10 protein-coding genes are annotated in these 13889 nt (G+C 73.9%); 8 read left to right on the forward strand and 2 right to left on the reverse strand.

Annotation, left to right across the window (positions count from 1 at the left end):
• The coding region (locus EIO00_RS20790; RefSeq protein WP_140181552.1) for an oxamate carbamoyltransferase subunit AllH family protein at window positions 1-860 on the reverse strand (860 nt) is incomplete at its 3' end.
• 171 nt (window positions 861-1031) lie between these two features.
• Between EIO00_RS20790 and EIO00_RS20795 the strand changes: the two genes are divergently transcribed.
• From EIO00_RS20795 to cutA, 5 genes are all read left to right on the forward strand, one after another.
• Window positions 1032-2795: a PucR family transcriptional regulator gene (locus EIO00_RS20795; RefSeq protein ID WP_140181554.1), complete on the forward strand. Its 1764-nt coding sequence runs from the start codon at window positions 1032-1034 to the stop codon at window positions 2793-2795.
• 198 nt (window positions 2796-2993) lie between these two features.
• Entirely contained in the window at window positions 2994-4469 is a 1476-nt protein-coding gene (locus EIO00_RS20800; protein ID WP_140181556.1) for a uracil-xanthine permease family protein, read from the forward strand.
• 7 nt (window positions 4470-4476) lie between these two features.
• A complete protein-coding gene (locus EIO00_RS20805; protein ID WP_140181558.1) occupies window positions 4477-5355 on the forward strand; it encodes an FAD binding domain-containing protein in 879 nt (292 codons plus the stop codon).
• On the forward strand, window positions 5352-5852 hold the full coding sequence (locus EIO00_RS20810) for a (2Fe-2S)-binding protein (RefSeq protein ID WP_140181560.1): 501 nt from the start codon (window positions 5352-5354) through the stop codon (window positions 5850-5852). Before EIO00_RS20805 ends, EIO00_RS20810 begins: the two co-directional genes overlap by 4 nt.
• Window positions 5849-8257 (forward strand): aerobic carbon-monoxide dehydrogenase large subunit, encoded by a 2409-nt coding sequence (gene cutA, locus EIO00_RS20815; protein ID WP_140181562.1) that lies wholly within the window; start codon window positions 5849-5851, stop codon window positions 8255-8257. The genes EIO00_RS20810 and cutA overlap by 4 nt, the downstream gene beginning before the upstream one ends.
• Window positions 8258-8402: 145 nt before the next feature.
• On the opposite strand, the gene EIO00_RS20820 is transcribed toward cutA, so the two are convergent.
• Window positions 8403-9260 carry a polysaccharide deacetylase family protein gene (locus tag EIO00_RS20820; RefSeq protein WP_140181564.1) on the reverse strand — a complete coding sequence of 286 codons (858 nt, stop codon included), beginning with the start codon at window positions 9258-9260 and terminating at the stop codon, window positions 8403-8405.
• Between the two features lie 178 nt (window positions 9261-9438).
• Here EIO00_RS20820 and EIO00_RS20825 point away from each other — a divergent pair, with 178 nt between their 5' ends.
• From EIO00_RS20825 to EIO00_RS20835, 3 genes are all read left to right on the forward strand, one after another.
• Window positions 9439-10104: an SRPBCC family protein gene (locus tag EIO00_RS20825; protein WP_140181566.1), complete on the forward strand. Its 666-nt coding sequence runs from the start codon at window positions 9439-9441 to the stop codon at window positions 10102-10104.
• Window positions 10105-10177: 73 nt separating this feature from the next.
• Window positions 10178-11155: a carbon-nitrogen hydrolase family protein gene (locus EIO00_RS20830; RefSeq protein ID WP_140181568.1), complete on the forward strand. Its 978-nt coding sequence runs from the start codon at window positions 10178-10180 to the stop codon at window positions 11153-11155.
• Between the two features lie 124 nt (window positions 11156-11279).
• Complete coding sequence (locus EIO00_RS20835) at window positions 11280-13802, forward strand: ATP-dependent Clp protease ATP-binding subunit (RefSeq protein WP_140181570.1); 2523 nt, start codon at window positions 11280-11282, stop codon at window positions 13800-13802.
• Window positions 13803-13889 lie beyond the last annotated feature (87 nt).

Genomic DNA, 13889 nt, shown 5'->3' on the forward strand with positions numbered 1-13889 from the left:
GCCATCTGCTCGTGCCCGGCGACCGCGCGCAGGGCCGCGGCGACCTCGGCGCTCGCCTGGCCCGCGGCGGCGCAGTGCAGCAGGCTGGCGGCCAGCGCCGTGGTGCGGGTGTCGGCGTCGGCGGTGACCGCGGCGCCCAGCCAGTCGGCCAGCCAGGCGGCGGCGCCGCCCTGCCGCACCGACGCGCTCAGCGCGCGCAGCGCCACCAGCAGCCCGGCCAGCACGTCGTCTCCGCTGGGGGTCAGCCCGGGCCCCAGGCCCACGATCCGCTCGGCGATCTCCACCGCGCCCGCCAGGTCGCCGGCGGCGCACCGGGCCGCCAGCAGCGGCGGATCGGGATGCCCGGCCAGACCGAACCGGGACCCGGCGACGGCCTCCTCCAGCTCGCGCACGCCGTGGTCCAATCGCGCCAGCGACAACGGGCCCAGCGCGGGCGAGGGGTCCCACCAGCGGCGCACCCGGACCCGCAGCGGCCCCGCCTCGACGTGGCCGTCGCCGACCCACGCCTCGGCGCCCTCCCCGACGCCCTCCAACGGCCGGTCCCGGCTGCCGGCGGCGATGACCACGGCGTTCGGCAGCCGCACCGCGTCGCTGGTCACCACGGCCAGCACCCGCGGCTCCTCGGCCGCCCGGGTCTCCAGGTAGACGGCCGAGGGGAACGCGGCGATCACCCGGGCGGGGACCCGGGGCGCCTCGAGCACGCGGCGCAGGCCGGTGCCGGCCGCACCGGGGACGGTCGGGCCGGCGGATCGGGCGGCGCCCGGCAGAACGGAAGCGGCGGATCGCGCCGAGCCCGCGAGCGGAGGCCGGGACCGCTGCCGGGTGGGCAGGGCGACCGGCTCGCGCATGACGGCAGTCACAAGCCCTCCAGTCGTTGTTTTCTGGGAAACGTAGACCCCGGCCTAGGCCGGACGTATGGGGAAAGCTGCCAAGACTGGTTGCCAGCCTTCGTATTTCTTGTCAGTGTGGTCCGCGAAAATCAACAGGCGCGCCCTGGAGGGGATCGCACGCACCGGCAGGAGACCCTGGCAATGCTTCCCGACAAGCTCACCGATCGCGCCTACGCCGCCGCCGATCCGGGACCCCCGGCGCTGCGGCTGGCCAGCACCGGCACCCTCACCTACGGGCTGTCGGTGGGGGAGGTGCTCGGGGTGTCCACGCTCAAGGGCGCCCGGCTCATCGGCGGACGGTCCGGGCTGGACCGCATCGTGCAGCGGCTCAACGTCATGGAGGTCCCCGACATCCTGGCCTGGGTCAAGCCGAACGAGCTGCTGCTGACCACCGGCTACCCGCTGCGCAACACCCCCCAGGCGCTGGAGAACCTGGTCGCCGATCTGGACGAGCGGGGGCTGTCGGCCCTGGGCGTCAAGCTCGGCCGCTATCTGGACAGGCTGCCGCCGCAGATGATCGAGCAGGCCGACCGGCTGGGCTTCCCGCTGATCCTGCTGCCGGCCGACGTCGGGTTCGACGACATCCTCAACCAGGTCCTCACCGACATCCTCAACCGGCAGGCGGCCGTGCTGGCGCGCACCGAGGAGGTGCACCGGGCGCTGGTGCAGATCGTGCTGAACGGCGGCGGCCTGCAGGAGGTGGTGGACGAGGTCGCCGAGCTGCTGGAGGTGGCGGTGGTGGCCATGGACGGCGACCGCCGCGCGCTGGCCGCGGCGGGGCCCGAGGATCAGGTGCGGGAGATGCTGGGCTGGGACGGCCCCGACCGCGCCTCCGGGCCGGTGCTGGCCGGCGAGCACCTGATGGTCCCGGTGCTGGCCGGGGGGTTCGACTACGGCCGGATCATCGCCCGCCGCCCCGCCGGGGGCCTGCGCGAGACCGACATGGTGGGGATCCTGGAGCGCGCCGCGACCGTGGTGGCGCTGCTGATCACCAAGCAGCAGGCGGTGGCCGCGGTGGAGAGCAAGTACCGCGCCGACTTCCTGCGCGACGTGCTGGCCGGGCGGGCCGGCGAGGACGACAGCGTCATCGCGCACGGCGCCGGGTTCGGCTGGGACCTGGACCGGCCCATGGTGGTGCTGGTGGCCGAGCTGGACGACCGCGCCTCAGGGGGCGGGGGCCGGGCGCGCGGCGAGCAGACCCCCGGCGGCGCCCGCTCCGCGCGCGGGCGCGGCGACGAGGAACGGATGGTGCAGGAACGGCTGGCCCAGGCGTGGACGACGGTGGTGCGCCGGCACGACCGGAACGGCGCGGTGGTCAGCTTCGCCCACGAGGTCGTCGCCATCGTCGGCGCCGCCGGACCGGACGGCCGCACGCCCGCCGGGTCGGCCGCCCCGGACCCGGCGTTGCTGGTCAAGGAGGCGACCGCGGTGTTCGGCGAGCCGCCCGGCCCCCGCCGCACGTTCTCCACAGGCATCAGCCGCACGGTGACCTCGCCGTCCGGACTGCCGGAGGCCTACGACCAGGCGGTCAAGGCGGTCCGGGTGGGGCGGCAGATGCACGGCGCCGGCGCCCGCGCCCACTTCGACCAGCTCGGCGTCTACCGGCTGCTCAGCCTGGTGTCCGACCCGACCGAGCTGCACGTGTTCGTCCGCGAGACGCTGGGCGGGCTCGCCACCGACGACGACCCCGAGGCGGTGGACCTGCGGCGCACCCTGCAGGTGCTGCTGGACACCAACCTGAACGTCGCCGAGACCGCCCGGCAGCTGCACTTCCACTACAACACGCTGCGCTACCGGATCGGGAAGCTGGAGCGGATGCTCGGCCCGTTCACCGAGGACGCCCACCTGCGCCTCAACCTGACGCTGGCGCTGCACGTGATGCGCATGCGGGGCATCGGCATGTGAACGGCCGATCACCGCGAAACGACCGGTTAGCGCGAATGTGATCTGGGGCACATTGACCTGCCAAGGGGATGGTGCGCCTTTGGCACAAGTCGCCGAGGACTCCGTGCCGCACCCCCCTTATCTTCCCGCCAAGAACAGGCGTCGCGGCGGGTCACGGGCGACCGCCCCGGTCCTTCCGCCGAGACCGAGGGAGAGCAGATGGCATTCGGCTGGAAGGTGCACGGCGACGGGCGCAGCCCCGCGCCGGGCGAGGTGGTCATGCCCGACGAGCGGCTGAGCTGGCCGCGCACCGTGGGGCTGGGGGCCCAACACGTCATCGCCATGTTCGGCGCGACGTTCGTGTTCCCGCTGGTGATGGGGCTGGACCCGAACCTCGCGGTGATGATGTCCGGGGTCGCCACGATCCTGTTCCTGCTGATCGTGCAGGGGAGGGTGCCCAGCTACCTGGGCACCAGCGCCTCGTTCGTGGGCGGCGTGTTCGCCATTCGGGCCGGCGTGGACACCGCGCAGACCGACGCCTGGGTGACCGGGGCGATCCTGGTCGCCGGCGCGGTGCTGGCGCTGGTCGGGGTGGCGATCCACCTGCTTGGCCAGCAGATCATCCACCGGGTGTTCCCGCCGCCGGTGACCGGCGCGGTGGTGATGCTGATCGGCTTCGGCCTGGCGTTCGTGGTGGCCGACACCTACTGGCCGCAGGACCACTGGGTGGCGCTGATCACGATGGCGTTCGTGTTCGTGGTCATGGTCGCCTTCCGCGGGTTCATCGGGCGGATCTCGATCCTGCTGGGGCTGGCGTTCGGGTTCGCGCTGTCGTGGGTGCTGGACCTGTTCGGGCCGGTCACCTCGGTGGTCCCCGGAGCCAACCTGCGCGGCCCCGACGGGCAGCCCTGCCCGGCCGAGGGCCCCTACTGCGTGGCCACCGCCTTCCCGCACGACCGGGTCGACTTCTCCGGCGTCAAGGAGGCCGCCTGGTTCGGGCTGCCGGACATGCACGCGCCCGACTTCAAGATGTCGGCGATCCTGCTGGTGCTGCCCGCGGTGATCGCGCTGATCGCCGAGAACACCGGGCACGTCAAGGCGGTCGGCGAGATGACCCGCACCGACCTGGACCCGATGATCGGCCGGGCCGTCTTCGCCGACGGCGCCGCCACCGTCGTCACCACCTCGGTCGGCGGCTCGCCCACCACCACCTACGCGGAGAACATCGGGGTCATGGCCGCCACCCGGGTCTACTCCACCGCCGCCTACTACGTGGCGGCGGTCATCGCGATCCTGTTCGGGCTGTGCCCCAAGTTCGGCGCGCTGATCGCGGCCACGCCCGGCGGCGTCCTCGGCGGCGTCACCGTCATCCTCTACGGCATGATCGGCCTGCTCGGCGCCAAGATCTGGGTGGAGGCCCGGGTCGACTTCGCCGACCCGGTCAACATGGTCCCGCTCGGCGCCGGGATCATCCTGGCCATCGGCCCGGTGGTGCACCCCGTCACCGACGACTTCGGCCTGGAGGGGATCGCCCTGGGCACCATCGTGGTCCTGGTCGGCTACCACCTGCTGCGGGCGATCGCCGATCGGGTCGGCGACGGCGAGGTCTCCTACGGAGAGGTCGGCTTCGAGAAGGACCCCACCGGGGCGGTCGAGGGCCCGGGCGCGGATCCCGGAGGGGAAAGGCCGGTGTGACGGGCCCGTGAAACCGCCGCCGTTCGACTACCGGGCCCCCCGCACCCTCGAGGAGGCGCTGGAGGACCTCGCCGAGGGCGGCAAGGTCCTGGCCGGAGGGCAGAGCCTGATCCCGCTGCTCAACATGAGGCTGGCCGCCCCCGAACGGCTGATCGACATCAACGGCGTCGCCAGCCTGGACGCCCTGGAGGTCACCGCGGCGGGCGTCCGGGCGGGGGCGCTGGCCCGGCACGCGGCGGTGGAGCGCTCCGCCGAGGCGGCGGCCGTGCAGCCGCTGCTGCGTCAGGCGCTGCGGCACGTCGCCCACCCGGTGATCCGCAACCGCGGCACCGTGGTGGGCAGCCTGGCGCACGCCGACCCGGCCGCCGAGCTGCCCGCCGTGCTGGCGCTGCTGGACGGCCATGTGGAGGCGGCCTCGGCGTCCGGGCGGCGCACCGTCGCCGCGGCCGACTTCTTCACCGGCCCGCTGGAGTCGGCGCTGCGCCCCGAGGAGCTGGCGACCGCGGCGTTCTTCCCCGCCCTGCCGCCGCGGACCGGCACCGCCTTCGCCGAGCTGGCCCGCCGGCACGGCGACTACGCGTTGGTCGGAGCGGCGGCGCTGGTGACCCTCGACGACGATCTGCGGGTCCGCGCCGCCCGCGCCGCCTACCTCGGCGTCGCCGACACCCCCGTGGTGCTGGACCTGACCGGGCCCGCCGTGCAGGGACAGGAGGGCCGCCCGCCGGGGGCGGTCGACTGGTCGGCCGCGGCCGCCCACGCCGTCGCGCGGGTGAACCCCGGCGGCGACATCCACGCCGGGGCCGACTACCGCCGTCATCTGGTCGGCGTGCTCACCGGGCGCGCGCTGGCGGAGGCGGCCCGCAACGCACCGCCGGGAGGGACATGAGCGGCGAACCCGTCTTCGAGATCACGATGACCGTCAACGGGGTGCGGCGCGGCGCGCGGGCCCCCGCCCGGCGGCTGCTGTCGGACTTCCTGCGCCACGACCTGGGCCTGACCGGCACCCACGTGGGCTGCGAGCACGGCGTGTGCGGCTGCTGCACCGTGCTGATGGACGGGGACCCCGTCCGCTCCTGCCTGACCCTGGCGATCACCGCCGCGGGGCATGAGATCACCACCGTCGAGGGACTGGCTCCCGGGGACGGGGAGCCGTCCCCGGTGCAGCGGGCGTTCCAGGAGTGCCACGGCCTGCAGTGCGGCTTCTGCACCCCCGGGTTCCTGTGCACGGTCACCGCGCTGCTGCGCGACAACCCGCGCCCCACCGACGAGGAGGTGCTGGAGGGCATCTCCGGCAACCTGTGCCGCTGCACCGGGTACCAGAACATCGTCGCATCGGTCCATCGCGCCGCCGAGCTCATCGCCGAGAGCGGGGACGGATCATGAGCACGTCCATGTTCGGGGAGCCGATCCCGCGGCGGGAGGACCCCAGGCTGCTGACCGGACAGGGCCGCTACCTGGACGACCTGGGCCGGGGCGCGCTGGCCGCGGCGTTCGTGCGGTCGCCGCACGCGCACGCCCGCATCGAGGGGATCGACGTGGACGCCGCGCTCGACGTCGACGGGCTGGTGGCGATCTACACCCACGAGGACCTGCCCCCCGGGGTCGGGGACCCCCTTCCGCTGCTGATCCCGCATCCGGCGCTCACCCACGGCCGCACCGCCCGCCCGCTGGCCCGCGACGTGGTCCGGCACGTGGGCGAGCCGGTGGCCATGGTGGTGGCCCGCGACCGCTACCTGGCCGAGGACGCCGCCGAACGGATCCGCGTCGACTACGAGGTGCTGCCCGCCGTCGTCGGGATCGAGAACGCGGCGGCGGCCGAGCGCCTCGTGCACGAGGACGTCCCCGGCAACGTGGGGGCGCACCTGGTGCAGGAGGTGGGCGACGCGCCCGCCGCCGTCGCCGCCGCCCCGCACCGGCTGGAGTTCCGCCTCGACATCGAGCGCAGCGCCTCGATGCCGCTGGAGGGACGCGGCGTGTACGCCCGCTGGGACCCCGACGAGGGGTCGCTGCGGGTGTACTCCTCCACGCAGACCTCCACCGGCGTGCGGATGGCGCTGGCCGCCCGGCTCGGCCTGCCCAAGACCAAGGTCGAGGTCATCGCCCCCGACGTCGGCGGCGGCTTCGGCGTCAAGGTGGTCCACCCCTGGCCGGAGGAGGTGCTGGTGCCGTGGGCGGCGCGGCTGCTCGGCCGGGAGGTCAAGTGGACCGAGGACCGCCGGGAGCACTTCGTGGGCGCCGCCCACGAACGCGGCCAGGTGCAGCGCGTGCGGGTCGGCTTCGACGACGCCGGGCGGATCCTCGGCCTGGACGTGACGATCCTGCACGACCACGGGGCCTACACGCCGTACGGGATCATCGTCCCGATCGTCACCTCCACCCAGCTGCCGGGCCCCTACAAGCCGGGGGCCTACCGGGTGGAGTTCACCAGCCTCTACACCAACACCGTCATCGTCACCCCCTACCGGGGCGCCGGGCGGCCGCAGGGCGTGTTCTGCATGGAGCGGACGATGGACAAGATCGCCGCTCATCTGGGGCTGGACCGCGCCGAGGTGCGCGCGGCCAACTTCATCCGGCCCGAGGAGTTCCCCTACGACCAGGGCCTGACCTTCCAGGACGGGCGTCCGCTGATCTACGACTCCGGCGACTACCCCCGGATGCTCGAGATGATCAAGGAGCTGATCGGCTGGGACGGCTTCGCGGAGGAGCGGGAGGCGGCGCGCCGCGAGGGCCGCCGGATCGGCATCGGGCTGGGCTGCTACGTGGAGGGCACCGGGGTCGGCCCCTACGAGGGCGGCCATGTGGAGATCGACTCCACCGGCCGGGTGCACGTCGCCACCGGCCTGACCTCCCAGGGCCAGGGGCACCAGACGGTGTTCGCCCAGATCGCCGCCGCCGAGCTGGGGGTGCCGATCGAGGACGTGACGGTCGCCACCGGCGACACCCGCCGGTTCGGGTACGCGGTCGGCACGTTCGCCTCCCGCGCCGCCGTGATGAGCGGCAACGCCATCGCGCTGGCCTGCCGCAGGGTCCGGGACAAGGCGCTGCGGATCGCCGGGGAGGCGCTGGAGGCCGACCCCCGCGACCTGGAGATCACCGACGGGGTGGTGCACGTCCGCGGCGACCCCACGGCCGCGATCCCGCTGCGCACGGTGGCGGTGCTGGCCAACCCGCTGCGGTACGCGTTCGACGAGGAGGCCCGCCGCGCCACCCAGTTCGCGGTGGGCGGATCGCCGGACGAGCCGCCGGTGCCGGCCGGGGAGGAGCCGGGGCTGGAGGGCCGTGACTACTACTCGCCGGTGCGGTCGACGTTCGCCTCGGGGATGCACGCCGCCGTCGTGGAGACGGACCCCGAGACCGCCGAGATCCGCATCCTGCGGTACGCGGTCGTGCACGACTGCGGCCGCATGATCAACCCGCGGATCGTGGAGGGGCAGATCCACGGGGGAGTGGCGCAGGGCGTCGGCGGGGCGCTGTATGAGCGGATGGTCTACGACGAGTCCGGTCAGCTGCTCAACGCCTCGTTCATGGACTTCCTCATGCCGTACGCGACCGAGGTGCCGCGGATCCGGACCGGGCACCTGGAGACGCCCTCCCCGCTGAACCCGCTGGGCATCAAGGGCGCGGGAGAGGCCGGGGTGATCCCGGTGTCGGCGGTGATCGCCTCCGCCGTCGAGGACGCCGAGGGCATCCGGATCGACGCCATGCCGCTGTCGCCGGACGGGCTGTTCCGGCTGCGGCGGCGGGCCGCCGTCGACCCCGCTCTGCGCGTGGAGCGCCTCCCGGCATGACGCCGACGGCCGGCAGGGCCCGTCCGGGAGCGGGGGACCCCTGCCCCGCCGGCCGATTGCACTGTATGCGGATCCGCCGCACGGCCCCGGCCATTTGGGGAAAGCTCCAGATAAGTGCGTTAACGGCGTGATGCCGGTATCGGGGTCAGGAGACGGTGGTGGCGTCGTCCGGGGCGTTGCCGCCGAGGGAGCGGGGGATGTAGTTCTCGATCGCGGCGGGCCGGAACCCCTGCTGCTCGATCCACCCCAGGATCATCCGCATCTGCTGCGCCAGCCCCTTGCGGTAGTGCATCAGCACGATGTCGCCGGGCCGGAAGCCGCTGCCCTGCCCGTCGCCGCGGGCGAACCCGTTGAAGCCCACCCCCGGCCCGGTGGTGCCGTTGTAGAACTCCACGTTCCACAGCATGATCAGTTTGATCCCGCAGTCCTTGGCGGCCTGCTGGGTGAGCTCGTTCATCGCGCCGAACGGCGGCCGCAGGAACACCGGGCGCCTGCCGTACTGCCGGGCGATGGCGTCCGAGGCGCCGCAGATCTGCCGCCGCTGCGCCTCCAGCGGCAGGGTGTTGAGCGCGGGATGGTCCACGGTGTGGTTCTCCATGCGCGACCCCGCCTTGCGCAGCGCCCAGAAGTACTGCCCCTGGCCCTTGACGTACGTGGTCGTCAGGAAGGTCATGATGGGGACGCGCCGCTCCCGCACGATCCGGACGAACTCCGGGTCGTACTCGTAGCCGTCGTCGATCGTCAGGAACACCACCTTGTCCGTGGTGTTGATCCGACGGATCGTCGGCACCGCCCCGCGCGGGATGTCGGCGGCCTGCTCCACCGTCCAGGTGCGGGGCTTGGGGCGCGGCCACTCCCGGTCGGCCAGCAGCGCGGTCAGATCCTCCCGCAGCGCCGGATCGGTGTCGGCGGCGGCCTGGGTGCGCGCTTCGGGGACGACGCCGGCCCCCACCCCCAGCACGGCCGCGATCAGACAGGCGACCACGGGGACCTTGCCGCGCATGGAACCTCCTCGGGGGCACGTGCGCCGGACCGGCCGTCCGGCAGGGGGTCGGGGCGTCCGCCTTGATCGACGCGTCCGCGCTCAGGAAGGTTCGCACATCAGGCGTGCCAAAGGCACGCGACGCGCTCGGCATATCTTGCCATTCGTTCAGGCGGGGAGGATTTCCTAGGGTCGGGACATGAAGGTCACCGGGAGCGCCACCCTCGCCGCCCCTCCGCCCAGGGTCTGGGACGCGCTGCGGGACCCGGCGGTGCTGGCCCGCAGCATCCCCGGCTGCCACGGTCTGGAGGCGCTGGGCGACGACGCGTACAAGGTGACGATCACCGCGGGGGTCGCCGCCGTCAAGGGCACCTATGTCGGTCGGGTCGCGCTGGCCGAGCCGAAGCCGCCGCACTCGTTCGTGCTGCGCGCCCGCGGTCAGGGCGCCCCGGGCACGGTGGAGGCCACCGTCACCGTCCGGCTCTCCGAGGAGGCGGGCGGCACCCGGGTCGACTACGACGCCGACGCGGTCGTCGGCGGCATGCTCGGCGGCGTCGGCCAACGGATGCTCGGCAGCGTCGCCCGGCGCACCGCCGGCGAGTTCTTCAGCGCGGTGGAACGCCAGCTCACCGCCCCCGCCCCGGCGCCCGAGCCCGCCTTCGCCCCGGGGGAGGCCCCGGCGTCGGAGGAGGCCGCGGCCCGCCCGGAGACCGCGAGGGTCTTCCCCGGCCGGGCCGCCGGACCCGCCCTCGCCGGAGCGGGCCCGGCCGGGCCGATGGCGCTGGCGTTCGGGATGGGCGGCCTGGTCGCGTTGGCCGGCGTGGTCGTCGGGTACGCCCTGGGACGTCGCCGCGGCGCCGGCTGAGCTGGCGCCGGGAGGCGCGAAGGGCGGAGAGGGCGGCGAAAGGCGCGGGCGGGCGCGGAGAGGAGGGCGCAAGATGCGCAGGTTCATCGCGGCGGCGGTGCAGCTGGCCCCGGCCCCCGGCCCGCTGACCGCCGCGTCGGTCGACGCCAATCTGGACAAGGCCCAGTCCTTCGTGCGGCGCTGCGTGGCCGCCACCGGCGCCGAGCTGGTCGTGCTGCCGGAGTCGTGCACCACCGGGTTCACCCCCGGCGTGCCGGTGGAGGAGCTGTGGTCGCTGGTGTCGGCCGTGCCCGGACCGATCACCGAGCCGCTCCAGCAGGCCGCCCGGGAGCTGGGCGTGCACGTGTGCATGGGCACCTATGAGCGCGGCGCCGGCCGGGGCGCCGTGCACAACGCGGCGGTGCTGATCGGCCCCGCCGGCGACGTCCTCGGCGTCTACCGCAAGACCCACCCGTTCGGCGCCGAGAACGCCGCCGACGGCGGATGGACGACCCCCGGGACGGACGTGTGCGTGGTCGACACCGGGCTCGGCCGGATCGGCATGGCCGTCTGCTTCGACGGGGACTTCCCCGAGCTGTGGCGCATCCAGGCGGTGCGCGGCGCCGAGGTGATCTGCCGCCCGTCGGCGCTGCTGCGGTCGGCCGACGTCTGGGAGCTGACCAACCGGGCCCGCGCCTACGACAACCACGTCCATGTGATCGGCGCCAACGCGGTCGGCGCCGACCCGGCGGGCACCCTGTACTTCGGCAACTCGATGATCGTGACCCCGATCGCCGAGGTGGTGGCGCGGGCGGCGACCCACGAGTCCTGGACGGCCGCCGAGCTCGACCCCGACCGGGCGATGGCGTCGCTGTCGCCGGGCTCGTCGGTGCCGCAATCGTTCGACCACCTGGCCGCCCGCAACCTGGAGCTCTACGACAAGCACGCCGCCGACCTGCTGGGGCCGGCCCGGACGCCGTTCCCCCACGGCCCCGCCCCCGGCGGGGCGCCGGCGGGGTGCGGCCCGGCCGCACCGGGGGCGGAGGGATCCCGCACCGGCCCCGGCGCGTGAGCCCCGGCGCGTGAGCCCCGGCACGTGATGCGCCCGGGAGGCGACCCGGGAGGTTTCGGCGCAAAGGCGCGGGTAGAGGCCCGCCTACGAGCCGACACCGCATCACGGGTCGAGGAGGTCAGACATGGTAGGGGGCTGGTACGGTCCCGGCGGACTGGATCCCTTCGAGGAGCTGCTCGCCCGTTTCTTCGGGGCGGGCGGGCGCCGGCCGGTGGAACGCGTCAACCTCGCCCGCTTCATGAGCGAGCCGGCCCGGGAGCTGATCAGGGACGCGGCGACCAAGGCCGCCCAGTGGGGCAGCCCGGACCTGGACACCGACCACCTGCTGTGGGCGGCGACCCGACAGGAGGGTTCACGCCACCTGCTCACCAAGGCGGGCGGCGACCCCGACGAGATCGCCGCCCGGATCGAGCGGTCCGGCGGCCGGGGCTCGTCGACCGACGTCCCCCCGATGATGACGCCGTCGGCCAAGCGGGCGTTGCTGGACGCCTACCAGATCTCCCGTGCCGTGGGCTCGTCCTACATCGGTCCCGAGCACGTGCTGTATGCGCTGACCCTCAACGCCGACTCCGAGGCCGGGCGGCTGCTGCACGAGGCGCACATCACCCCGCAGGCGCTGCAGGAGGCCGCCGGCGTGGCCCGCCCCGCCCCGGCCCCGCAACAGCCTCCGGAGACCCCCACGCTGAACGAGTTCGCCCGCGACCTGACCGAACTGGCCCGGGAGGGACGGATCGACCCGGTGATCGGCCGGGACGAGGAGATCGCGCAGACCGTCGAGGTGCTGTCCCGGCGCACCAAGAACAACCCGGTGCTCATCGGCGACCCCGGCGTCGGCAAGACCGCCATCGTGGAGGGCATCGCCCAGCGCATCGTCGACGGCGAGGTGCCCGAGACCCTGGCCGGCAAACGGCTGGTGCAGCTGGACCTGGCCGGGGTGGTGGCCGGCACCCGCTACCGCGGCGACTTCGAGGAGCGCATGTCCAAGCTGATCGACGAGATCCGCGGCAACTCCGACCATCTGCTGGTGTTCATCGACGAGATCCACACCATGGTCTCGGTGGGCGGCGGCGAGGGCGCGATGAACGCCGGCAACATGCTCAAACCCGCGCTGTCCCGCGGCGAGCTGCACGTCATCGGCGCCACCACCATCGACGAGTACCGCAAGAACATCGAGAAGGACGCCGCCCTGGAACGCCGCTTCCAGCCGATCCTGGTGTCCGAGCCCGCCGAGGAGGACACCGTCGAGATCCTGCGCGGCCTGCGCGACCGCTACGAGGCCCACCACCAGGTGCGGTTCAGCGACGAGGCGCTGGTGGCCGCGGTGCAGATGTCCAGCCGCTACCTCACCGACCGGTTCCTGCCCGACAAGGCCATCGACCTGATCGACCAGGCCGGCGCGCGGGTGCGGCTGCGCACCCGCGCCCCCGGCCGGGACGTCCGCGAGCTGGAGCAGCAGATCGACCAGGTGCGCCGGGAGAAGGACCAGGCGGTGGCCGAGGAGAACTACGAGCGCGCCATGATGCTCCGCGACGAGCTGGCCGAGCTTGAGCGCCGCCGCGAGGCCGCCTCGACGCCGGGCGGCCACGGCCCCGGCACGGTGCCGGAGGTGACGGTGGAGGACATCGCCGAGGTGGTGTCGCGGATCAGCGGGATCCCGGTCGCCCAGCTCACCCAGCGGGAGCGGGAGCGGCTGCTGAAGCTGGAGGAGCATCTGCACCGGCGGGTGATCGGGCAGGACGAGGCGGTCGCCGCGGTCGCAGAGGCCGTCCGCCGGTCCCGCGCCGGGATGGGCGACCCGAACCGGCCCATCGGCAGCTTCCTGTTCCTCGGGCCGACCGGAGTCGGCAAGACCGAGCTGGCCCGGGCGCTGGCCGAGGCGCTGTTCGGCAGCGAGGACCGGATGATCCGGCTCGACATGAGCGAGTTCGGGGAACGGCACACCGTCAGCCGGCTGACCGGCGCCCCGCCCGGCTACATCGGATACGAGGAGGCCGGCCAGCTCACCGAGGCGGTCCGTCGCCGCCCCTACTCGGTGGTGCTGCTGGACGAGATCGAGAAGGCCCACCACGACGTGTTCAACGTGCTGCTGCAGCTGCTGGACGACGGGCGGCTCACCGACGCGCAGGGCCGCACCGTGGACTTCCGCAACACCGTGGTGATCATGACCAGCAACCTGGGCTCGGATGTGATCAGCGGCGGGACGACGCTGGGATTCGCCTCCGACGACGGCCCGGTGGACGCCTCGCTGCGCGACCGGGTGATGGGACGGCTGCGCGAGGCCTTCCGGCCGGAGTTCCTCAACCGGATCGACGAGATCATCGTGTTCCGTCGGCTGGAGCCCCGCCAGCTCCGCCAGATCACCGATCTGCTGCTGGAGGGGACCCGCCGCCGGCTGCACGCCCAGGACGTCACCATCGAGTTCAGCGCCGAGGCGGTCGACTGGCTGGCCCGCAGGGGGTACCAGCCGGAGTTCGGAGCCCGCCCGCTGCGCCGCACCATCCAGCGGGAGATCGACAACCGGCTGTCGGAGATGCTGCTGTCCGGCAGGCTGCGGCCGGGCGCGCACGTCGTGGTCGCGGTGCGCGACGACGCCATCGACCTGGAGGTGACCGCAGGCCGGGAGGCCGCCGCGATCGGGCACAGCTGACCCCGCCGGGGCCCGGACCGGGACGCCGGCGGCCGCGGCCGGCCCCCGACGCCCCGTCGGACGGTCCGGTGCGGGCCGCCGGGCGAG

The sequence above is a fragment of the Thermomonospora catenispora genome, assembly GCF_006363815.1.
Lineage (GTDB): Bacteria > Actinomycetota > Actinomycetes > Streptosporangiales > Streptosporangiaceae > Thermomonospora > Thermomonospora catenispora.